The 21,050-nt window shown below is 70.2% G+C and carries 14 protein-coding genes and 1 pseudogene; 7 read left to right on the top strand and 8 right to left on the bottom strand.

Translation table 11 applies throughout. The features are described 5' to 3' along the window. The first annotated feature begins 16 nt into the window (after positions 1 to 16). Positions 17 to 4,912: a type I polyketide synthase gene (locus CV755_RS33420; RefSeq protein WP_153068795.1), complete on the top strand. Its 4,896-nt coding sequence runs from the start codon at positions 17 to 19 to the stop codon at positions 4,910 to 4,912. Then, entirely contained in the window at positions 4,906 to 7,710 is a 2,805-nt protein-coding gene (locus CV755_RS33415; RefSeq protein ID WP_109284649.1) for an SDR family NAD(P)-dependent oxidoreductase, read from the top strand. The genes CV755_RS33420 and CV755_RS33415 overlap by 7 nt, the downstream gene beginning before the upstream one ends. A 114-nt stretch (positions 7,711 to 7,824) precedes the next feature. Here CV755_RS33415 and CV755_RS33410 read toward each other — a convergent pair. From CV755_RS33410 to CV755_RS33400, 3 genes and pseudogenes are all read right to left on the bottom strand, one after another. Beyond that, positions 7,825 to 8,098: pseudogene (locus CV755_RS33410) on the bottom strand (transposase); the annotation flags it as partial. A 117-nt stretch (positions 8,099 to 8,215) separates the two neighbouring features. Further along, positions 8,216 to 8,443, bottom strand: coding sequence for a hypothetical protein (locus CV755_RS33405; protein WP_241561552.1), 228 nt, complete (start codon positions 8,441 to 8,443; stop codon positions 8,216 to 8,218). 658 nt (positions 8,444 to 9,101) lie between these two features. Further along, positions 9,102 to 10,391 carry a NucA/NucB deoxyribonuclease domain-containing protein gene (locus CV755_RS33400; RefSeq protein WP_109284647.1) on the bottom strand — a complete coding sequence of 430 codons (1,290 nt, stop codon included), beginning with the start codon at positions 10,389 to 10,391 and terminating at the stop codon, positions 9,102 to 9,104. Between the two features lie 948 nt (positions 10,392 to 11,339). Here CV755_RS33400 and CV755_RS33395 point away from each other — a divergent pair. Beyond that, a complete protein-coding gene (locus tag CV755_RS33395; protein ID WP_422070633.1) occupies positions 11,340 to 12,536 on the top strand; it encodes a hypothetical protein in 1,197 nt (398 codons plus the stop codon). 555 nt (positions 12,537 to 13,091) lie between these two features. Here CV755_RS33395 and CV755_RS35015 read toward each other — a convergent pair. Together CV755_RS35015 and CV755_RS33385 are read right to left on the bottom strand one after the other, a co-directional pair. Next, entirely contained in the window at positions 13,092 to 13,616 is a 525-nt protein-coding gene (locus CV755_RS35015) for a hypothetical protein (RefSeq protein ID WP_153068794.1), read from the bottom strand. Between the two features lie 354 nt (positions 13,617 to 13,970). Continuing rightward, on the bottom strand, positions 13,971 to 14,429 hold the full coding sequence (locus tag CV755_RS33385; protein ID WP_109284643.1) for a GNAT family N-acetyltransferase: 459 nt from the start codon (positions 14,427 to 14,429) through the stop codon (positions 13,971 to 13,973). 72 nt (positions 14,430 to 14,501) lie between these two features. Between CV755_RS33385 and CV755_RS33380 the strand changes: the two genes are divergently transcribed. From CV755_RS33380 to CV755_RS33365, 4 genes are all read left to right on the top strand, one after another. After that, complete coding sequence (locus CV755_RS33380; protein ID WP_193553533.1) at positions 14,502 to 15,671, top strand: SIR2 family protein; 1,170 nt, start codon at positions 14,502 to 14,504, stop codon at positions 15,669 to 15,671. Between the two features lie 93 nt (positions 15,672 to 15,764). After that, positions 15,765 to 17,087 (top strand): UDP-glucose dehydrogenase family protein, encoded by a 1,323-nt coding sequence (locus tag CV755_RS33375; protein WP_109284641.1) that lies wholly within the window; start codon positions 15,765 to 15,767, stop codon positions 17,085 to 17,087. Positions 17,088 to 17,156: 69 nt separating this feature from the next. Then, a complete protein-coding gene (locus CV755_RS33370; RefSeq protein WP_109284639.1) occupies positions 17,157 to 17,618 on the top strand; it encodes a GNAT family N-acetyltransferase in 462 nt (153 codons plus the stop codon). Positions 17,619 to 17,704: 86 nt separating this feature from the next. Continuing rightward, positions 17,705 to 18,433, top strand: a complete 729-nt coding sequence (locus CV755_RS33365) for an HAD family hydrolase (protein WP_161968795.1) — start codon at positions 17,705 to 17,707, stop codon at positions 18,431 to 18,433. Here the strand turns inward: CV755_RS33365 and CV755_RS33360 are convergent. The 3 genes from CV755_RS33360 to CV755_RS33350 all read right to left on the bottom strand — a co-directional run bounded on the left by CV755_RS33360 (position 18,420) and on the right by CV755_RS33350 (position 21,042). Next, positions 18,420 to 19,232: a methyltransferase domain-containing protein gene (locus CV755_RS33360; protein WP_109284635.1), complete on the bottom strand. Its 813-nt coding sequence runs from the start codon at positions 19,230 to 19,232 to the stop codon at positions 18,420 to 18,422. The two genes, CV755_RS33365 and CV755_RS33360, sit on opposite strands and share 14 nt — an antisense overlap. 298 nt (positions 19,233 to 19,530) lie before the next feature. Next, positions 19,531 to 20,187, bottom strand: coding sequence for a hemerythrin domain-containing protein (locus CV755_RS33355; protein WP_109284633.1), 657 nt, complete (start codon positions 20,185 to 20,187; stop codon positions 19,531 to 19,533). A gap of 12 nt (positions 20,188 to 20,199) precedes the next feature. Next, positions 20,200 to 21,042 carry an NAD(P)H-binding protein gene (locus CV755_RS33350; protein WP_109284631.1) on the bottom strand — a complete coding sequence of 281 codons (843 nt, stop codon included), beginning with the start codon at positions 21,040 to 21,042 and terminating at the stop codon, positions 20,200 to 20,202. Between the last annotated feature and the right edge of the window lie 8 nt (positions 21,043 to 21,050).

Raw genomic sequence — 21,050 nt, 5'->3', positions numbered from 1 at the left:
GAGGAGAGGGGTGGTCGTGGACGGGATTGACGAGACAAAAGCCGTCGAGGAGCGGGGCATCGCCATTGTGGGCGTCTCCTGCCGGTTTCCGGGCGGCGTCAACAGCCTGCCGGAGCTGTGGAACGTCCTGGAAGGCGAGCGTGACCTGATCACAACGGTGCCGCCGGACCGGTTCGACGTAGGCCGGTTCATTGACACCGCGACGCCGCGCCCGGGTATGAGCTACACCGCGGCTGGAGGCTTCCTCGACGACTTCGCCGGTTTCGACGCCGGCTACTTCGTAATCTCTCCAGCGGAAGCACCCTATATCGACCCGCAGCACCGGCTGTTGCTGGAACTGGCCGCCGAGGCGCTGGACGACGCGGCCATCGCCCCGGAACGGCTCGCCGGCACGGACACGGCCGTCTTCATCGGCATCTCCGACGACTCCTATCTCGCATTGCAGGGCCAGCACGAGATCGGCCCCCACACGATGACCGGTATCGCCTCCTCCCTCGCGGCCAACCGCGTCTCCTACGCCTTCGACCTGCGTGGGCCCAGCATGGTGATCGACACCGCCTGTTCCTCGTCCTTGGTGGCCCTGGACCGGGCCTGCCGGACCCTGGCCGAGGGAAGGAGCCGCACGGCACTGTGCGGAGGCGCCAACATCCTGCTCAGTCCCTGGAGTTATGTGGGCTTCGCCCAGGCGTCCATGCTGTCCGCACGCGGCCGGTGCGCCGCCTTCTCCGCCGGTGCCGACGGATTCGTCCGGGCCGAAGGCGGTGCGATGCTCCTGCTCAAGCCGCTGGACGACGCCGTCGCCGACGGCGACCGGATCCATGGAGTGATCCTGGGCACCGGCACCAACTGCGACGGCCGCACCAGGGGACTGGCCATGCCCAGCGCCGAGGCCCAGGAGCAGCTCCTGAGCCGTGTCTACGCGGAGGCGGGCGTCCACCCCGACGAACTCTCCTACTTCGAGGCCCACGGCACCGGCACCCCGGTCGGTGACCCGGTCGAAGCCACCGCCATCGGCCGCGCGCTGGGAATGCGGCGGATCACCGGCGAGCTGCCGATCGGCTCCGTCAAAACCAACCTCGGCCATCTGGAGCCCGCCTCCGGCATGGCGGGGCTGTGCAAGGCCCTGCTGGTCCTGCGTCACCGCACGGTTCCCGTCTCGCTGCACGCCCAGCCCCTCAACCCCGGCATCGACTTCGCCACTCTGGGCCTGCGCCCGGCCACCGAGAAACTCGCCCTGCCCGAGGGCGGACGCCCGGTGGTCGGAGTCAACTCCTTCGGCTTCGGCGGTGCCAACGCCCATGTCATCGTGGCGGCCGACCGGCCGCACCACCGGCCGCCCGCGGCGTGCCCGTCCCGGGCGGAGCTTCCGGTCATCGTCACCGCGCGCTCCGGCACGGCACTCAAACAGGCGGCGGAAGCACTCGCACGACACCTGGAAGGGATCGCCCCACAAGAGTTCCCCGACACCGTCGGCACCGCCTGGCGCCGTGGCCGGCACCGGCACCGGGCCGTGGTTCTGGCCACCAGCGCCCGCGACGCCGCCCGACGGCTGTCCGAGATCGCCGCCCGCCCTGCGCCCGGCACGCGGCACAACAGCACCGGGCCCGCCGGACGTCCCGCGACCGTCGATGTTCCCGGGGCCGTCGCCCAGGCCGTCGGCAGCGGGAGAACGGCGTTCGTCTACTCCGGCAACGGCTCCCAGTGGGCGGGCATGGGCGCCGGCCTCTACACCCATGACCCGGTGTTCCGGGCCACGGTGGACGACCTCGACGCCTGCCTGCTGCCCCACCTGGGCTGGTCGGTGGCCACGGCCCTGACCGCACCACCGGACACCTGGCGCCTGAACGCCACCGAGCGGGCCCAGCCGCTGCTGTTCGCCGTCCAGGCCGGCATCACGGCCGTCCTGCGCGAGCACGGCATCACCCCCTCCGCGGCCCTGGGGCACAGCGTCGGCGAGGTCGCCGCTGCCCACCTGGCCGGGGCGCTGGACACCGCGGCCGCCGCCCGCGTCATCGCCGCCCGCTCCGCCGCCCAGGCGCCGTGCGCGGGCAGCGGGCGCATGGCGGCGGTCGGCCTCGGCCCGGACGATGCGGCCGATGCCATAGCCCCCTACGCCGGGGAACTGGAGATCGCCGGCGTCAACAGCCCCCGGGACGTCACCATCACCGGGCCGGCCGCCCGGGTGCGCGCCTTCGGCGAGGAAATGAGCCGGAAGGGAGTCTTCTTCCGTGAACTGGACCTGGACTACGCCTTCCACAGCGCCGCCATGGCCGACTGCGAACAACCACTCGCCCGCGCCCTGCGGGGGCTGAGCGCGAAGCATGCCACCGTCCCGTTCTACTCCACCGTCACCGGCACCCAGCTACGCGGCGACGAACTGGACGCTGCCTACTGGTGGCACAACGTCCGCAGGCCCGTCCGCTTCGCCGACGCGGTGGCCATGGCCCGCGAGGACGGCGCCGACGTCTTCCTCGAAATCGGGCCGCACCCCGTCCTCGGCACCTACCTGCACAGGATCCTCCATGACGACGGCCCGGAACGCCTCGCCGTCCTGCCCACCCTGCACCGCCACCAGGACGGACCGCACACCCTGTTGACGGCCATTGCCGCGCTGCTCGCCAGCGGGGCCGCCGTCGACACCGGCCGCCTCCTGCCCTCCGGCACCCGCGTCACCGACCTGCCCGCCTACCCCTGGCAGCGGCAACGCCACTGGGTCGGCACACCGCAGATGTGGCTGCGCACATCCGGCAACGGACTGCCGGAGCACCCGCTGCTGGGCGAGCGCATGCCCGCCCCGCACCCCACGTGGCACGGGCCGCTCGAACCGACGAGGGCTCCATGGCTGCCCGACCACCGCATCCGGGGATCCGTCGTGATGCCGGCCACCGGCTATATCGACATGGTGCTGGCCGCCGGCCGGGCGGCCCTGGGCAGCACCCGCCTGGAGGTCGGCCATCTCCTCATCGCCGGTGGCCTGGCCATTTCCTGGCCGGACACCGCAGCGGTGCAACTGCAGGCGGCACTGCGGCCCAAGGACGGCACCGTCACCATCACCAGCACGCACCTGCGCAATCCCATGCCACGGCCCCATGTCACCGCCCGCGTCCGCACCCTCACCTCGCCCTGCCCCGCCGCTGTGGACCTCGCCCGGATCCGCGGCCGCTGCCCCCGTGCCGTCCCCGCCGCCGACTACTACCGCGCTGCCCCCGCCAGGGGCCTGGACTACGGACCCGCATTCCAGGTCCTCACCGGTCTCCGGCAGGGAACCGGGGAGATCCTGGCGGCCTACCGCCACGAAGCCCCGGGCGCGCCATACGTCGTCCACCCCGCGGTACTGGACGGCGCCTTGCAGGCCGGGACCCAGCTGCTCGCGGAGCGGCTCGACGAGGGCCAGGCGTACCTGCCGTCGAGCATCGCGGCCGTCCGGGTGTGGCGGACGCCGGCCGCCACCGGCTCGGTGTGGGTCCGTGAACGCTCCCGCACCGACGACGAGGTCTGCTGGGACCTGACCCTCACCGACGAGGACGGCAACGTCAGCGTGTGCGCCGAGGGCTGCCGCCTGCGCCGTGTGGCCGTGTCCATGGACCTCCCCGTCACAGCGCACCACACCGTACTGCGCGCCCTACCCGGTGCCACGGCCCCGTGCGCGCCACCGCCGATGACCGGACCGCGGCAGCTCATGGCCGCGGCCGGACCCCAGATCGCCGCGGTGCGGCGGGAGAGCGGGCAGAACCCGCGCCGCGCCGACGCCCTGGCGGCGCTCAAGGAGTTCGCCGCACGGCACCACGCCCGCACCCTGGCCGCGCTACTGCCGGATCCGCAGGCCCCCTTCACCCCGGACGACCTGCCCGCAGACCGGGACACGGTGGCCGGCCATCGTGCCTGGCGCCTGCACATGCTCGACCTCATGCGACGGCACCGGGCCGTCGTCGCGCTCGGCGACGGCCGCTGGCAACTGACCTCCGCCGCCGACCCCACGCCGGCGGCACGCCGCTGCCTGGCCGCCGACCCCTCCCTTGGCACCGCCCTGGCACTGGCGGCCACGGCGGACCGGCACTGGAGCGACTGCGGCCCCCTGGCACCGGCCACGGCCCCCGACCCGCCGGCCGCCCCCCTCCCCGGACTCGAATCCGGCTACCGGACCGCCCGCCTCCTGCTGTCGGAACTGGCCGGCCGCTGGCCGGCCGACCGGCCGCTGCGCGTGGTGGAGACCGGAACCCCCACCGGTGCGCTGACCGCCGCCCTGCTGCCCGTGCTGCCCCCCGAACGCACCTGCTACCGCGTCACCGGCATCCCGCCGTCCCTGCTGGAGGCCGTCCGGGCCCGCTTCATCGCCTACGACTTCGTCTCCTTCCAGCCCGCCGATGCGGATACGGATGCGGACGGGGAAACCGACGCGAATCCTGATGCTGATGCGAATGCCGATCCGGACGTCGGCGTGAATGCGGAGGCGGGCATGGCCGCCGACGCGAATGAGGATGCGGATGCCGCCGGCGGTGACGGCGGCGCCGGCCGGGAAACCACCGGGCAAGGCTGCGACCTGGTAGTGGCGAGCGGCCTGGAGATGCTGGCGGACCCCGCCGCCGTGCTCCGCCGGGCCGCCGCCCTGCTGGCCCCCGGCGGCCGGCTGCTGGCGGTGGTCTCGCACGACCGCGACCTGCTGGCAGCGGTCCACGGCCCGCCGCAGCAGGCCGACACCCCGCCCGATGACACCGATACGCCGGAGCAGCCCTCCGAGGACCGGGACTGGACCGCCCTGCTGCGGCAGTGCGGCTTCACCGACGTCACCCGGGCGCAGGACGGAGACCCCCAGGTGCACGGCGGATACTCCGTCCTGCTGGCCGTCACCGGCGCCGGGTACCCCGCCCCCCCACCCCGTCACCCCCCGCCCACGCCGGCTTCCTGGTGCTGACGGACGACGACACCGCCGAGGGCCCACTGGTGCGCTGTCTTGCCGCGACACTCACGGAACGGGGCTGCGCCTCGGTCCGCACCGGTCGCCTCGGCGCCACCGCCGAGGACTGGCGGACCCTGCTCGATGCCGCCCGCCCGGCCGGCCCGGACGGCGACGCGACGACCCTCGATGTCGTCCTGGTGCCCGGCCGGACGCGCGGTACCGGCCCGCGGGCCACCACGGACCGGGCCGCCCGCGGCATTGCCGCCCTTGCAGCCCTCGCCGCAGCCGAGGGGCGTCGCTCGGCCGGCCCGGCGGTCCGGCTGCGGCTGGTCACCCATCCGCACCGGGCCGTTCCCCTCGCCGGGACCCCGGCGGCCACGGATCTCGCGGCGGCCGCCCTGTGGGGAGCCGCCCGTACGCTGGCCAATGAACACCCGCGGCTGTGCTTCCGGCGGGCCGTTCTCGTCCGCACCGGCGATGTGGCCGCCGACGCGCGCCGGCTGGCCGTGGAACTGCTGCCACCCGACGGTGAGGACGACGAGGACGAGGTCGTCCTCACCCCCTCCGGCCGGTTCGCCCCCCGCGAGCGGCCGTACACCCACGACCGGCGGCGGCCGGTGGGAAGCGTGCCCTTCGGCCTGAGGCTCCGGGACACCGGACTGTCCTACCGGCTGTCCTGGACGGAGGCCGATCCGCCCCGGCCGGGACCCGGCGAGGTGGCGCTTGAGGTCCGCGCCGCCGGCCTGAACTACCGCGACATCATGCAGAGTTCGGGCCTGCTGCCGGCCGAGTTGTTCGAGGGCACCTTCTCGGAGTGCGGGCCGGGCATCGAATGCTCGGGCATCGTCACCGCGTGCGGCCCCGGTGTGACCGCCTTCCGGCCGGGTGACCGGGTGATGGGCACCGGTCCCGGCGCACTGGCCACCCACTGCGTCCTGAAGGCGGACTTCGTCCAGCCGCTGCCTGGCCACATGACCTTCGCGGGGGGCGCCGCCTCGGTGATCGCTTCCCTGACGGTCGGCTACGGCCTGGGCCGGCTGGCCGGGCTGCGGGCGGGGGAGACCGTGCTGGTCCACGGTGCCGCCGGGGCCGTAGGGCTGGCCGCCCTGCGCTACACCGAAGCCAAGGGAGCCCGTCTGATTGCCACCGCGGGCAGTGAGCGCAAGAGGTCCTTCCTGCGGGCCCTGGGCGTGGAGCACGTCCTGGATTCCAGGAGCCTGGACTTCGCCGACCAGGTGCGCGAGTTGACCGAGGGCCGCGGCGTGGACGTCGTGCTCAACTCTCTCGCCGGGGAGGCCATGCACCGGAGCATGGAACTGCTGGCCCCCGATGGCCGCTTCATTGAGCTGGGCAAACGCGATATCTACGAGAACAAGCCGCTTCCGCTGGGCCTGTTCCGCAATAATGCCGCCTTCTTCAGCATGGACATCTCCCGGCTCGTCAACGACGTCGAGGCCTACCGGCACATGGTGGACGACCTGGCGGCGGGGTACGCCTCCGGATTCCCCGGTCTGCCCCATACGCCCTTCCCGGCCGCCCGCGTACAGGAAGCGTTCCGGCTGCTGCAGCACTCCCGGCACATCGGCAAGGTTGTTGTCACTTTCGACCCCCTCGACGAACCTCCTGTCGTGGAGCCGGCTCCTCGCCCGCCCACGCCGGATCCGCGGGGAACATACCTGGTCACCGGGGGCACCGGCGGGTTCGGGGCCGCGGCGGCGCAATGGCTCGCGGACCGGGGCGCGCGCCACCTGGCTCTGGTCAGCCGACGCGGCCCCAAGGCACCGGAGGCGGCTGCGGTACTCGCCGGCCTCGCCGAGCGCCGCGTTGACGCCACCGCGCACGCCGTCGATGTCACCGACTTCAAGGCCATGCGCCACCTGGTACGGGCCATCGACCGCACCGGCTTCCCGCTGCGGGGGGTGGTGCACGCGGCCATGTGCCTGGACGACGCTCCGCTCGCCGAACTCGACGAGGACAGGATCGCCGCCATGCTGGCTCCCAAAGCGACCGGAGCGGTCGTCCTCGACATCCTGACCCGCGATCGGGACTGCGACCTGTTCCTGCTCCACTCCTCGGCGACCACCGCACTGGGCAACGTCGCCCAAGCGCCCTATGTCGCGGGGAACCTGGTCCTCGAAGCCCTGGCCCGGGAACGGCGCGGGCGGAACCGGGCCGGACAGGCGGTCGCCTGGGGGGCCATCGCCGGCACCGGCTATGTGGCACGCAACGACCTGGCCGGCAGCCTGGCCTCCCTCGGCATCGAAACCCTCACGGCCCGCGAGGCGTTCGCCGCCGCCGGCGGCCTGCCGGGCACCCCCGAGGTGGTGGGCATCGGACGGTACCGCTGGTCCCGCGTGGCGGCCCTGCTGCCCACCGCCGCCGCCCCCCGCCTTCGCGGCCTGGTCCCCGCCGAGGCGGGCGAGGACATCCGCACCCGCGAGGACTTCCTCAACGACCTCCGTCGCCTGCCCGCCGACGCCGCGCTGCAACGCCTCGTGACGGAACTGACCACCCTGATCGCAGGCACCTTGCATCTCAGCCGCGAGGATGTGGACCCCCACGCGCGCCTCGACACCTATGGCATGGACTCCCTTCTGGGCACCCAGCTCCTGGCCGACCTCCAGCAGCGCTTCGATATCCGCATCCCGCCCATGGAACTCCTCGGATCCGCCGGCACCGTCACCGGCATCGCCCAGCAGGTCCAGCTGCGTCTGGGGCTCGGCCCGGGCGGCGCTCCCGCGGCCGGAGATGCGCCCGCGGCCGGTGGGCAGCAGGCGCCGGCTGTGCGGACGGCGCACTCGGACGGGTCATGACCGCCGGCGCCGTCCCGCGCTGCCCCAGCGCGGGACGGCGCCGGTCGCCTCGGTTGGGTGGGGGGGAAGGGGCCGGTTTCGGGTGAACGGCTGGGGGTGCCTCCATGTTTTTCGTCAAGCGAGGCGTGGGATTCGGGGTTCGTAGAAGGTGCCGTCGCGGAGCATCGCGAACAGCACGCTGATGCGGTGCCGGGCGAGCCGGGGGGAGAGCCTGCGTGTGGGTCTTCTCCCAGGCTCTGCAATGGCCGTAGTAGGTGCGGGAGGCGGGATCGTACAAGGCGGCGAACGCGGCGAGGGTCATCGCGCGTTTGAATCGCCGGTTGCCGCCTCTGGGCGCGTGTTTGCCGTGGATCGCGGTCCCGGACGACTTCGTGGCCGGGCCGAGGCCGGTCTAGTCCTCCAAGCCGAACTTGAGACCAGCCCGGCCTGTGATCGTCCCCCGGCACCGGAGACATATTGATCCGGATCTGGCGCCCTCCCCAGGAGCGGCTGGCCCCAACGTGATTCACACCGCGTTGCCATCGGCCTTCATCGCGGCCCGGAGCAAGCCGATGGTGGCCGTCACTGTCTCATGGGCTGCCTTGTCCTCGGTCGTGCGCGCAGCTTCCTCCAGCAGCACAACGGCAGCCTGAAGGACGCCGACCTGAACCGGGACGGTCTTCAGCACTGCCAGCGAAGCCGCCGCCTGTTCCGTCGGCGACGTGCTGGCGCTCTGCGGAAAGAAGTTACTCACGCCCCGTCCGAGAGGGGATCGATCACGGGACGTCTGAGCTGGAACAACAGTCATCACAAGAGTGTCCCGCAACGCGGTCTAGCCCAATGAGCGGGGGGCATCCGAAACAGCCGGACGATATTCACCCTGGCCGAACCTCAGAGGTGATGCAGCCGAGCCGAGGTATCGGCCGAAGTCCATCGGCTTGTCCCCTCACACTCACGTTCCACACGAACCCACGGATACGCCGAGTCAAGTACGCCGATTGACCCGTGGGCTGGCGCTGGAAAAAGCTTCAGTTCACCTGAACCCGCGGGTCTGTCGGGACTTCCGCGGGTTCCTCCTCGAAAGGGCACCGTCTTCCGAGCTGCAGTGCTGGTGAACGGGGGTTCGCTCGATCGCGTGAAGAGTTCGACGGTCGGCCGGGATTCCTGAAGTTCTGCCGATATGCGTGACGCATGGTCGTGTGTGGTGAGCCGAGGCGCTGGTGACGCTCGCGGTCGTGCGGTCGATTGGTTCGTCGCGGCGGCTGGAAACCCGTAGCCCTTCGAGGACTCGGCGACGTGGTCGTCGTAGAGCGCATAGACGAGCGAGCGAGCCTGACGCCGACGGCTTCGGCGACATCGCTCACCGGCAAGGGGCCTCCCTCCCCTGACGCCCGGGGAGGGAGGTCTGCCTCCTAGGGAGTGATGACCACCTGGTACGCCTCGCCGTCGCGGACGCGCTCGGATTGAACCTGACGGCCCAGGCGCCCCCCCGCGGCCTGGTTCTGGTCTGAGGGGACATGGGCCCTGATGCAGGGTGCGACCGGTTCGTCACGTACGACGTCTACCCGCCATGCGCCGCCGCCCACGTAGCGGGGGGTGATCTCCGCGCACAGGGAGCCCAGCGTGCCGCCCTCTTTGGTCCTGGCGAAGGGGAACTCGTCACATTCATCATTCACGACGGTGGGGTCGGCTACGAAGGGCTTCGGGGGAGCCTTGCAGGTGTAGTAATTCCGGCTCCTCCTCCTCGCCTCGTCGCTGTCACGCGTGAACGGCCTTTGTGCGGTGCCCATAACGCTGTTGTCGCTCAGGTGGTTCTGCGCCCATTCATAGGCCACTGCGGAGGCCGCGTATTTGGAGTCGGACTTGCTGAAGGTCACCCTGGCCAGGTTATCGCTGGCGATGCAGCCGGGGGATCCGCCGACCACACCGTCACAGGCCACCGATGGGCCCGCCCACTGCCCATTGGTGATGACAGGGTAGTCCGCGTCGGGGCTCTCCGTCTGGCTCTGGTAGGCGATCATGCTGCGCGAGCGCTCGGCGCCGCCCCGGGTAGTGGTCTCGTAGGAGAGTTCCCCGGTATCGTCCTCCGCGCCCGCGCGCAGCTCGATGGCCCCGCCGCCCCAAGCGGGCGGCCCCGGTAGGCACGCGGTGCACGACGACGACAGAGCGAGTCTCACAACGGAAACACCATCGTACTTCTCAGCGTAGACGGCGATGTGCTCCTTCCACGTCACGCTGTTGGGGTCCAGCGCGGACCGGGCCGTGACCACGAGATCGGCGGTGCCGTTCCTGCCACCGGGGTTCACAAGCACGTACGTGATGCCGTGCCGCATACAGTAGTTATGGCGGTTGGAGACGACATCCTGGTGTTTTTCGGAGGTGCACAGCGCCTCCGGGCTGGCATCCGGGTCGTCGCCGGGGTCGATGCCGTCCCGAGGGGCGGCGGCGACCCCGGCGACAGCGGCGGTGTGGGCGCGGATACGGGCGAGATCTGCGGCGGTGATGGGCCGCTCTTTAACGCAGATCCATGCTGTGCCCTGGCGTGCGAGCTTGGAGCCGGGGGTGGTGGCTGTGCAGGTGCCGTGGCCCTCGCCAGCCGCCGACAGTGGTGCGGCGGCGGCCGGTGAGGCGCCCAGGGTGAGAAGGGCTGCGGTGAGCGCGAGCGAGGCTATCGCCGCCAGCAGCCGTCTGACGCGTTTCAATGGTGGTCCCCCTCTTTCTCGGTGGCATGTAAATCCACCCGGATCGAACGGTGCAGTGCCCGTATACGTCAGCCAGAAATAAGATCTTCCCCGGTCGTTCTTCGGCTCGTTCGGGCCTCACACCGCCACTCGTCTTCGAAACGGCACTCCCGCAGTCGGCAGGATGCGCGGCTGCCGCGGCGACCGTCGCCCCTGGCAGGGCAGGTGCGGTCTTTGATGCCGTCCTCCGTGGTGGCGGGTAGACCTGGTACGGAGATGTTCGTTTTCTGCTTGATTTTTCGATTGGTCGTTTTCCGTGCCTGGGCCACATGCGCTCAGGGCTCATGCGGACGCTGACGGGCCGGCCGTCGGGATCGACGTTCCGGCTCGATTCGCTGGACCCTTCTGGCATGCCGACGATTGTCTGCCCCCGGATGTTCATAGGGCCGTTCACGCCAGCGCGCAAACATTCAAGGCACCAGGGCCGTCGAAGGTCCTCAGTTTCGGAATGTGCAAGTTGGCCGGATATCGCGGTGGCTTGGCGGCGGTCGGCCGCGTCGGCGGATGATGAAAGGCCGGTCCGGCAGTCGCCGACCGTCGAGGTGCAAGCAGTGGAATCACGACTGAGAGAGCCCATCTGTGCGACGGTGGTGGCGAATCGTAGCTCCGCAGATGAAATTCTGATGAGCCCCGGGCGGGTCAAGGGTGCCTAACGGTCCATGAAGGGTCATGGGTTTTCGCCTCGGACCGGCTGATTCGGTCATCGTCACTGCATCCCTGCCGACGCTAAGTTCGCCTCGATCGACCGCTGCTCCCCACCACATAACTGGCAGGGTTCCGGCATGGGGCGACATGGCGCCCGGCCAGGGAAAGGGCATGATGAGCCACTTAAGATCTCCCGGCCACTGGGCCAGAGGGCTGGTCGCCCTCGCCGTAACCGCTACGTCGACGTTCGCCACCCTCACTGCCGTGGCCGGCCCCGCCGCCGCGGCAGGGCATCCGAAACCCGCCACAGCCGCCGGCCAGCCGAAGCTCGGCGACGCCTGTTCCTCCGCCGACCTCGGCACACGCCACCCGTTCATCAAGACCACCGAAGTGTCCCCGACGATCACCCACTTCAAGGGCTGGTACGTCACCGAGGGCTCAACCGGCTACCAGAACGTCACCACCAGCACCCAGACCACCATCTCGGTCTCCGTCGGCCTCAACGGCAATGTCCAGGGCAGCTTCGCCGTCGACACCCTCGGCACCGTCGGCGCGAGCCTGGGCCTGAATGTACAGGTCAACTACTCCACCACCAGCAGCGAGTCGAACTCGGTCACGTGGAACTTCCAACGGCCCGGCTACTACGGCGTCTACAAGGGCACCAAGAAGGTCACCGGTACGTACGGCAGCCTCAACTGCAACCGCATTCAACAGGGCGACGGCAATTGGGCGTTGAAGTGGATCGAGGGGCCCGGCAGCGGCAGCTTCACCACCTACACCACCCTCGAAGAAGGCGCGGTGCGCTGCCAGGACAAGGTGCCCGCCAACAGCATCATGGCCAAGGCGCAAGGCCTCCTCGACTGCGGCTCGGCCGCCGCGAAGGCCAAGCACCCGGCGGGCGCGGTGGCCCCGACAGCAAAGCAGACGCAGAACCGCCTCGTGCAGCGCCCGGCTCCCACCAGCGGCACGTCCGCCGAACACCCCAAGGCCACCGGGCGCGCGCAGGCCGCGCTGAACTGCGAGTCCGGCGTCTACAGGATCGACGTCCCCGGCAAGGTCCTGAACTGGAGCGCACCGCTCCTGGCCAACGACGGAATCCGCCTGCGCGAATCGACATTCTTCAGCGCCCACCTGGACAACTGGCGCCTGTGCAACGTCACGGAGAACAACGGGGTCATCGAGGCGTCCCTGTGGAACTGGGGCAACGGTGGGTGCGCGACCATCCCGGCGGACATCGCCAATCAGGAGCAGGCCTACCTGACGACGGCCTCCTGCGGGGAGGACGACCTCCAGCGGTTCTACATCTACCGCGATGTACCCGGCAGCTCGAAGATCGGTGTGCAGAACAAGTACACCGGCTCCATGGTGGGTCACGACCGGTACGCTGACGGGGAGTTGATCCGCCAGTACTCCAGCGGCAGGCAGGACGGTACGGGCACGTACACCCTGACCGAAGTCTGACGTCCCCTCACCGTGAGCGCGGCCCCGCACGTGAACCCCCGGCCTCCCCGTGTGGGGCCCTCCGCGTCCCTACTCCGGCCCCAAGGCCGGTTCTGCCGGGTGAGGCAGCTGCGCCGAAGCCCGAGGCCTCGGCACCTGTTCGCGGAGCAAGTCGACGTTCAGCTTCGGGCCATACGACATCACCGCCTGGGTCCGCAACGGCGGCCCTAGCCTGGCCAAGCCACCGGGGATCCTCGCCCCGTACGCCTTCCAGCCCTCAGAATACCGCCGTCGAACTCGGCCCGGCCGGCAAACTCTGGACCACCCGGGCTACCCGCAACCCCACCGCTGCCCTCGAACGGCTCCGCGTCGACCGCCAGCTCGAAGAGGCCCTCACCCACGGCGCCGACCCCCTTGACCTCGCCCTCACCTTCGGCATTGACGAGAAGACCGCCATCCGCTACGCGGACTCCGCACGGGCCCTGCTGGACCAGTCCGCTGAACAGCCACTTCGGTGAAGTCTGCTCGACCAGTACAACGCCTTTCGTGGGAGGGAAGGCCGCCGTCAGGGCAGAGTCAGCAGCCGGGGCCGATCGGCGGAGACGCTGTAAGGGCGAGCGCGGCGATCCGCAGATCGGCCTCCCACGTCCGCTGGTCGAGCCCCAACGTGTACTCAACGCAGCAGGCACATTGCGGGATCAACGATACGAACGATCTCTCCTCAACAGTTTCGGCCTCCGTCTCCCACCAGTCATCCGTTGCCAGGTCGGCAGGAGCGATTTCCCCGTTGATCAGCCTCGCCGCCAGCCGGCGCAGCGCGTGGCGCCGTGCCAGGCCCCGATCAGGCAGCTCGATTCCGGCCTCGGAGAGCGCTTGCTCGAACGCGTCACGGATATCGCAGGTATCCGCGTTGCGGGGCAATCCGGCGAGCTCGCACAGCGTCGGGGTGTCCAGCCCGGCCGCGAGTACCTCGGCAGCAACCATCGGCAGGTCCTCTGGGCTGATCTCATCCGCCTGATAACGGCACGCCACCTCACCCAGAGACGTGAGGCCACTCCGCGCTGAGGATTCCGGTTCCGGTGTCGTTCCTGCTGTTCTCATGACTCGTACGATGCCAGCACCGTTTCCAAGAAGGGTTGCCCAGGGGGCGGTCTGTATCGGTACTCACCCCGCGTGTTCGCCTGAATCCGAAGGCCGAACCTGCGAAAACACGACAGCCCACCCTCGGGTTCCCGTAGACATACCTTCAGTTTGCTTGCACCCACGGGATTCTGGGGATGATGGCTCGGACGCCCTTGCCGAGAGGCCGCGGGCGGCCGGGTGATGCAGGTGCTGTGGTCACCCGGGAAAGTCTCCCGTAGCCCATGTCACCGAAGCGCTCGGGGGCGGAGGTGTTTCGGCGAGACACTGTATGCAGCAGTTCGGTTTCCAGGCCGGTGACGGTCAGCAAGCAGCTCAACGCCGCCCGTTGGCTTGCTCGATCCGGTAAAAGGTCTTGCTGTGGTGAGGCTGGGCGCCGAGGGCTTGGTAGAACGCCAGGGCAGCCGGATTATCCGCGTCGGCGGTCCACTCCACCCGGGAGCAGCCCGCTTGCGCCGCTGCCTCCCGGACCCGAGCCATGAGGGCGGTGGCGACGCCCCGGCGGCGGGCGTTCTCCCGGACGAAGAGTTCCTTCAGAAACAACGAGGCATCGGCGCCGGCGGCGGGCCAGAGGAAGCTGTACGACGCCATGCCCAGGATCTGGCCATTGTCGCGGGCCAGCAGGACCGTGGCGACTGGCCGGTCACTGAAGAGCCATGCACGGATATGGTCAGGTTCGACCGGGGTTTCCTCGCCGCCGTAGTACGTCTCGATCTCACTGATCAGCGCCGCGATGGTGTCCGCGTCCCGCTCGGTTGCCTGCTCGATCTGCATGGTGTGCGCTGTCCTCTCCTCCTGGCAGCGCCAGCATCTTGTGCAACTCCCGCACCTCCGGCAGCGCTTGCCGTGGCCGGTGGCCAGCGTCGCCCGGCCGTCGAGGAGGGCACCTGGCGGCGCACCCAGGACCCGGCCAACGCCGAGCAGTCCGGCTGGACCGAGGACGCCTGCGGACGCCGCCGCGTCGTGCACTACCGGCTCCACTACAGCCTCGACCGCACCCAGCCGGTGGAACGCCTGGTGGTGGAGGAGCTGTACCTGTACGTGTCCTGGCTGGCCCCGGCCGGCGAGATCGCCGCCCACCGGCGGAAAGTGGAGAAGTGGCTCGCTGACGGCCGGTGGAAGCCCACCGGCGACGAGGACGATGCCTGGCGCCGCGGCGACCTGCGCATCACGATCGCCGAGTACACCGCCCACCCGCAGGACGAGCGGGCCGACCGGGGCACCCCCAAAGGGTTCACCTCGCTCGACGTCACGATCCGCTCAGAGGACTACAGCATCGCCCGGGCCGTACGAAACCTGCCCTGGGACGTGCTGGCCGGGGGCATGCGGGTCAAGGAACAGCGCGGCCACCCGGCCTACGCCGACAACCTGTCCGGGCTGCTGGACCACTTGCCGGTCGTCGTCGAAGCCGGATGCGGAACCAGCATCGAAGCCGGCATCCCGCCGCTGCACTGGCTGCACGAGGTCTACCGGGTCACCGCCCGCGCGGGCAACGACCTCACCCAGGGCTACGCCTTCACCCTCGCCCCCGCCTCCGACATCCTGGTCCAGGAGGTCCTCACGGACACGGAGCGCAAGGTCGACGACATGGTGTCCATGTTCCGCACTCTGTTCCTCGCCCAGCCGACCCGCGCGCACCGGGCCCTGAAAGCGCTCCACGACGCCGGACACATGGTCGGCCCCGTCGCTACCCACAACTTCGACCGTCTCTTCGCCCGGGCCGGGCTCCCCGAGGCATTCATGCGCCGCTACGACCAGCGCACCCCGCACATGCCATTCCCCGACGGCGCCAGGGCCCTGCTCGTCATCGGTCTGCACGCTGACCGTCGGGAGGTCCAGTCCCGCGCCCGGCAGCGCGGTCTGCAGGTCTTCTATCTCGACACCGAGGGCGTCACGGAGAACGGCGTCCATAAGCAGTACCTCATCGAGGGCGCCCGGGAGGGCGACGTCGTGGTCCGCTCGGAAGCGACCCCCGCCCTGCTCCACCTGGCCAAGCTCCTCAACGTGAATGTCTGAGCGAATTCGGCTCAACTCGGGCCTGCTTCCGCACCGATAGCGTCTGGGGGCACACCGGGCACGGTGTGCCCCCAGACGAGACAAGGACCTGCAATGCGCGTTTCCGTGATCGGCTGCGGTCACCTCGGCATCCCGCACGCAGCGGCGATGGCCGACCTCGGCCATGAAGTCATCGGCGTGGACGTCGACGAGGCCAAAGTCGCCCGGCTCGCTGCCGGCGAATGCCCCATCTACGAGATCGGCCTTCCGGAGCTGCTCGCCCGTCACACGGCGAGCGGGCGCCTGCGATTCACCACCGATATCCGTGAGGCTGCCGACTTCGCCGAGCTGCACTTCATCGGCGTGGGCACCCCCATCGACGCCGACGGCCGCTCCTACGACACCCGGCACGTCTACGGCGCTGTCCGCCAGCTCGCCCCCCACCTGGACCGCCCCTGCACGATCGTCGGGAAGTCCACCGTCACCGTCGGCACCACCCGCCAGGTCACCGCCCTCGCCCAGCGCCTGGCCCCCGCCGGGGATCAGGTCGACGTCGTATGGAACCCGGAGTTCCTCCGCGAGGGACACGCAGTGCAGGACACCCTCCGCCCGGACCGCCTCATCGTCGGCCTGACCACTACCGAAGCCGAGAAGGCCATCCGGACTGTCTACGCCCCCATCCTGGAGGCCGGTGTCCCCCTGTTCGTCACCGACCCGCAGACCGCCGAACTCGCCAAGGGCGCCGCGAACACCTTCCTCGGCCTGAAGATCAGCTACATCAATGCCGTCGCCGACATGTGCGAGGCCGCCGGCGGTGACATCTCCCAGATCGTGGAGATCCTCGGCATCGACCCCCGCATCGGCAGCGGCGGCATGCAGCCCGGCATCGGCTACGGCGGTGGCTGCCTCCCCAAGGACGTCCGCGCGTTCACCGCCTCCGCCCGCCAGCTCGGCGCCGAGCAGGCTGCTGAACTCCTGCGCGCCGCCGAGAAGATCAACGAAGCCCGCACCGGCGTTGCCATGAGCCTGATCACCCGGGCCCTGGGCGACCGCCCGGTCAAGGGTGCCCGGGTCACCGTGTGGGGTGCCGCGTTCAAGCCCGGCACCAACGACGTCCGCGAATCCCCGGCCCTCGCTCTCGCCCAGGACCTCCAGCAGGCCGGCGGCACCGTCACCATCCACGACCCGCAGGCCGTGGCCACCGCCATGACGCGCAACCCCCAGTTCGACTACACCGACGACCTGCCCGCCTCCCTCGACGGCGCCGATCTCGTCGTCCTGGCCACCGAATGGCCCGAGTACCAGCAGGCCAACCCCACAGCCCTCGTCGAGCGCCCAGCCAGCCCCCTGCTCGTCGACTGCCGCACCACCCTCGACCCCGCACCCTGGCGCGCGGCAGGCTGGACCGTCCACCAACTCGGACGACCCGGGAAGTAGAACCGGGGCTTGGCCGGTGGACCCTGCAAGGCGTCAGCATCCCCCGGAGGATGCTGGAGGTCGCGTGCTGTGAGCAGTGACGACGTTGTTCTCCGCCGCGCGGGCAGCACCGACGCCCTCGCCGCGGCCGACGTGTGGCTGCGCTCCTTCGACGCCGCCCTGCCGTCGGTGCGTCGCGCGCACGACGATGCCGAGGTACGGGACTGGTTCTCAAGCGTGCTGGTGCCGCAGTACGAAACCTGGGTGGCGGTCACTGAGAACAGCGTGGTGGGGCTATTTGTGCTCAACTGCGCGGAGTTGAAGCAGCTCTACCTCGATCCAGCATGGCGCGGACGGGGGCTGGGCGACCGGTTCATGGCCCTGGCCAAACAGCGGCAGCCGGACGGGCTGGCGCTGTGGACGTTCCAGGTCACCACATCGGCGCAGCGCTTTTACGAGCGGCATGGCTTCGTCGAGGTCGAGCGAACGGACGGGTTGCGCAACGACGAGCAAGAGCCAGACGCCCGCTACGTCTGGCAGCCTCATACATAGCAGTCGTGAGGGGAGCGATCAGCCCCTGGGTCAGCAGCCCGCCGATCTGAACCACGCCGCCCATCCCGAGCCGATATTGTCCCCTCGTGCATGCACCGAGGGGACAGACGGACAACCCGCAGACAGCCAGCACCGGACCGAAGCGCAAACCGCCCTTGGTGCTCTTCGACCTCGACAACACTCTCGTGGACCGTACGGAGGGTCTGCGGCACTGGGCCGAAGAATTCACCCGCGAACGGGGACTGGACGCGTTGGCCGTCGAATGGATCGTCGAGGCCGACGACAACGGCCTCAAGCCCCGGGACCGTTTCTTCGCCGAGCTCCGGGACCGGTTCGCGATCGGCGACACCGCCGAAGCCCTGCACCACGCCTACCAGCAGCGGTACCCGCTCCTCCTCCGCTGTCCCCGGCACGTCCTCGACCAGATCGCACAGCTCCGCGAAGCCGGGTGGCGGGTCGGAGTCGTCACCAACGGCCTGACCCTCACCCAGGGCGCTGTGCTGGAACACACCGGACTCGCCGAGTGCCTCGACGGATGGTGCATCTCCGAGGAAGCAAACGTCCGTAAGCCCGATCCTGGGATCTTCGTCCTGGCCGCCGAACGCTGCGGCAGCGACCTGACGGCCGCCTGGATGTGCGGGGACTCCCCCGAGGCCGACGTCGTCGGCGCGCAGCTCGCCGGGCTGCACACCATCTGGATCCGGCACGGACGAACCTGGCCTGCCTCCAATCCGCCACCCGACCAAACCGTCGACAGCGTTACGGAAGCACTTCAGGCCCTGCGCCACATGGGCTCGCCCGTCATCTCCCGATAGCGGGCACGGTGGCGGAGGTGAGGAAGTAGGTGACGGAGTACAGGAACTGCCCGCCCTCGATCGCGTCGTCGACCAGGGCGTTGAAGCGGCGTGCTTCGGAGCGGTCGAGGTAGCCGCGGTCGGCAAAGACGTCGGCCCAGTCGCGGACGCCCATCGTGTCGTCGATCGTGCGCTTGCTGCGGACGACGAGGGTGTGCGGTTCGACTTCGACGTCGAGCAAACCGCGTGCGGTGAGGAGACCGGGGACGCGGCGGGCGAAGGTGCCATGCCGGATGCCGGCCGTCTGGCGCAAGCTCAGGACCTTGGCGGCCAGGCGGTGGTCCTCGATGTTCAGGGCCTGGGTCGCGGTATCCGGGTCACAGACGACGATGCGGCCGCCGGGGCGGATGACGCGCAGCATCTCGTCCAGGGCCACGTCGGGATCCTCGACATGCTGGAGGACACGGTCCGCCCATGCCCCGTCGAACGCCGCGCCCTTGAACGGCAGGTGGTGGCTGTCCGCCACGGCCGCCTTTCGCAGGCCGATGTGCTTCATCTCGGCGCACATGATCCGGGACAGGTCACAGGCGACGACCTGAGCGCCGGACTCATCGGCGAGTTCACGAGCGGCGTCCCCGGTACCGGCCCCGACATCGAGGAACCGCTGGCCGGCCTGGGCCCGCAGAAGGTGCCGTAAGCGCTGCTTGTAGGAGACGAAGAACGGCTCGGACCGCAGGCGGAACAGCGAGTTGACCAGCCGGACCGGGTGGGGGTGCGCGTCGATGTTGGAGAAGGCGTGCGGCACGTAGAAGTCGCCCATGGCCGGACCCTACGGCCCGTGCCCTTGCCGCGTAGGCCAAACCGCCCAAGCCGGGCCGCAGTGCCGTCGCCTACCGGGGGGGTTCACGAGTGGGGTCTGCCAACGGCGTTCACGGCCCGTTGGAGATCGCTTCCCATCCTGAAGCTGATCGTTTCCCAGATAGGCTCGGCGGATGCTTCTGACGTTTCGGGCATAGTCGATGTGAGCGCGGCGCTCGCCCTCGCGGGCGGTGAGCTCCAAATGTTCGCCGTTGGAAGGGCCACGGTCGTTGACCAGGCCGGTTCGGGTGGTCGGCCGCTCATTGGCCCCACATGTTCCGCTTCCGGTACCGCGGTTCCCAGAGCAGCCGGTTGAGGAGGCGGACCGGACTGGGCATCGCGGCCAGGAACGCCTGCCGGTCCGGGGCCGAGATCCCGTCCAGGATCCACGGGATGTACACGGCCGCGCCCTTCGGTCCTTGCTTGCGAGCCATCGCGCCCCGGAAGGCGTCCCAGTCCTTGGGGGTCAGGACTTCTTGGATGAGCGGCAGGGCGCTGTCCTCTTCGTGTCGCATGTGATCGCCGAGGACGGCCGCGAGCTCTCGCACCTTTTCCGGCAGGTCCCTGATCTGCTGGGTCATGGCCGCGTCGACGGCTTCCAGCAGCGGGTTGAGGCGGGCGTGCTCGGCCTCCATCTCTGCGAGAAGTGCGCGGTCGGCCGGTCGGCCGACGGTGGCGCGTTCGACCCGCGGCCAGAGCGCGGCGTCCTCGACGGTGTGGTGAACGTGCAACTGGCGCTTGAAGTTTTCCCAGCCGGCACGGGACTGGGACTGCGGGCCGTCGGCAGCGGTGCTGGCCTCGGCGGCGCGGATCAGCCGGTCGAGGTCACGGCGGAACGCGTTGTGCGTCGCGTACATGACGGTGAAGTCGATCTCGCCTGTGCGGTCGACGGCGGTGGCGTGCGTGGTGGTGGTCATGGCGCTGGCCTCTCAGTTGCGGAAGGCGGCGGCGTTCTCGGCCGCCCAGTCGGCGAAGGTGAGTGCGGGGCGGCCGAGCAGCCGCGCGACGGTGTTCGTGGTCGGGCCGGGCTGCTCCAGGCACGCGGCGTTGTAGCCGAGCATCCGGTCGGCGACCTCCTGGGGCAGCCCCTGGGCGAGCATTGATTGCCTGACGAGCTCCGGCGGTGTCTCCTCGAAGGTGACCGTCGCGCCGATGGCCTGGCCGATGATGCGGGCGCGGTCGCGCTGGGTGAGGGCCTGCGGCCCGGTCAGCGCGTACGCCTGGCCGGCGTGTCCCGGTTCGAGCAGGGCGCGCACGGCGACCGCGCCGATGTCCCGCTGGTGGATCGGCGAGGTCGTCGCGGCGGCGGAGGCGCCCCTGACCGTGCCGGTCGCGCGGATCTGCGGCGCCCAGGCGAGGCTGTTGGCCGCGAAGTCGGCGCATCGCAGGAAGGTCCAGTCCAGGCCCGAAGCCCTGGCGGTGTCCTCGACCGCTCGGAATGCCTCGGCGAATCGCCGGTAGCCGCCGCCGTACTCCACCGTCACTGCTGACAGCACGACGACCCGTCGCACGCCGTGCTCGACTGCCAGGCCGAGCAGGTCACCGACCGCCGTCCCCACCGCACGCGGGCTGAGCAGGATCGCGTCGGCTCCGGCGAGCACCGGGGCCAAGGTCTGCGGTCGGGACGGGTCACCCTCGTGGACCGTGACGCCTTCGGACAGCCTCGCCGCGTCCGGGGTTCGGGTCACCGCCGTCACCTTCTGGCCGGCCGCTGCCAGCAGCTTGATCACTTCGCGCCCGACGGTTCCGGTCGCACCGGTCACCAAGAGCATCTCGTGCC

The sequence above is a fragment of the Streptomyces orinoci genome (assembly GCF_003121295.1).
In the GTDB taxonomy this organism is placed as follows: domain Bacteria; phylum Actinomycetota; class Actinomycetes; order Streptomycetales; family Streptomycetaceae; genus Streptomyces; species Streptomyces orinoci.
Note: the sequence above shows the minus strand (reverse complement) of the source record. Positions and strands in the feature narration are given on the sequence as shown.

Bases quoted from the DNA above. Each gene is read 5' to 3' on its own strand.
- CV755_RS33375 (WP_109284641.1), top strand. From the start codon at position 15,765: ATGCGCGTTTCCGTGATCGGCTGCGGTCACCTCGGCATCCCGCACGCA.
- CV755_RS33350 (WP_109284631.1), bottom strand. From the start codon at position 21,042: ATGCTCTTGGTGACCGGTGCGACCGGAACCGTCGGGCGCGAAGTGATC.
- CV755_RS35015 (WP_153068794.1), bottom strand. From the start codon at position 13,616: ATGAGAACAGCAGGAACGACACCGGAACCGGAATCCTCAGCGCGGAGT.
- CV755_RS33360 (WP_109284635.1), bottom strand. From the start codon at position 19,232: ATGGGCGACTTCTACGTGCCGCACGCCTTCTCCAACATCGACGCGCAC.
- CV755_RS33355 (WP_109284633.1), bottom strand. From the start codon at position 20,187: ATGACCACCACCACGCACGCCACCGCCGTCGACCGCACAGGCGAGATC.
- CV755_RS33385 (WP_109284643.1), bottom strand. From the start codon at position 14,429: ATGCAGATCGAGCAGGCAACCGAGCGGGACGCGGACACCATCGCGGCG.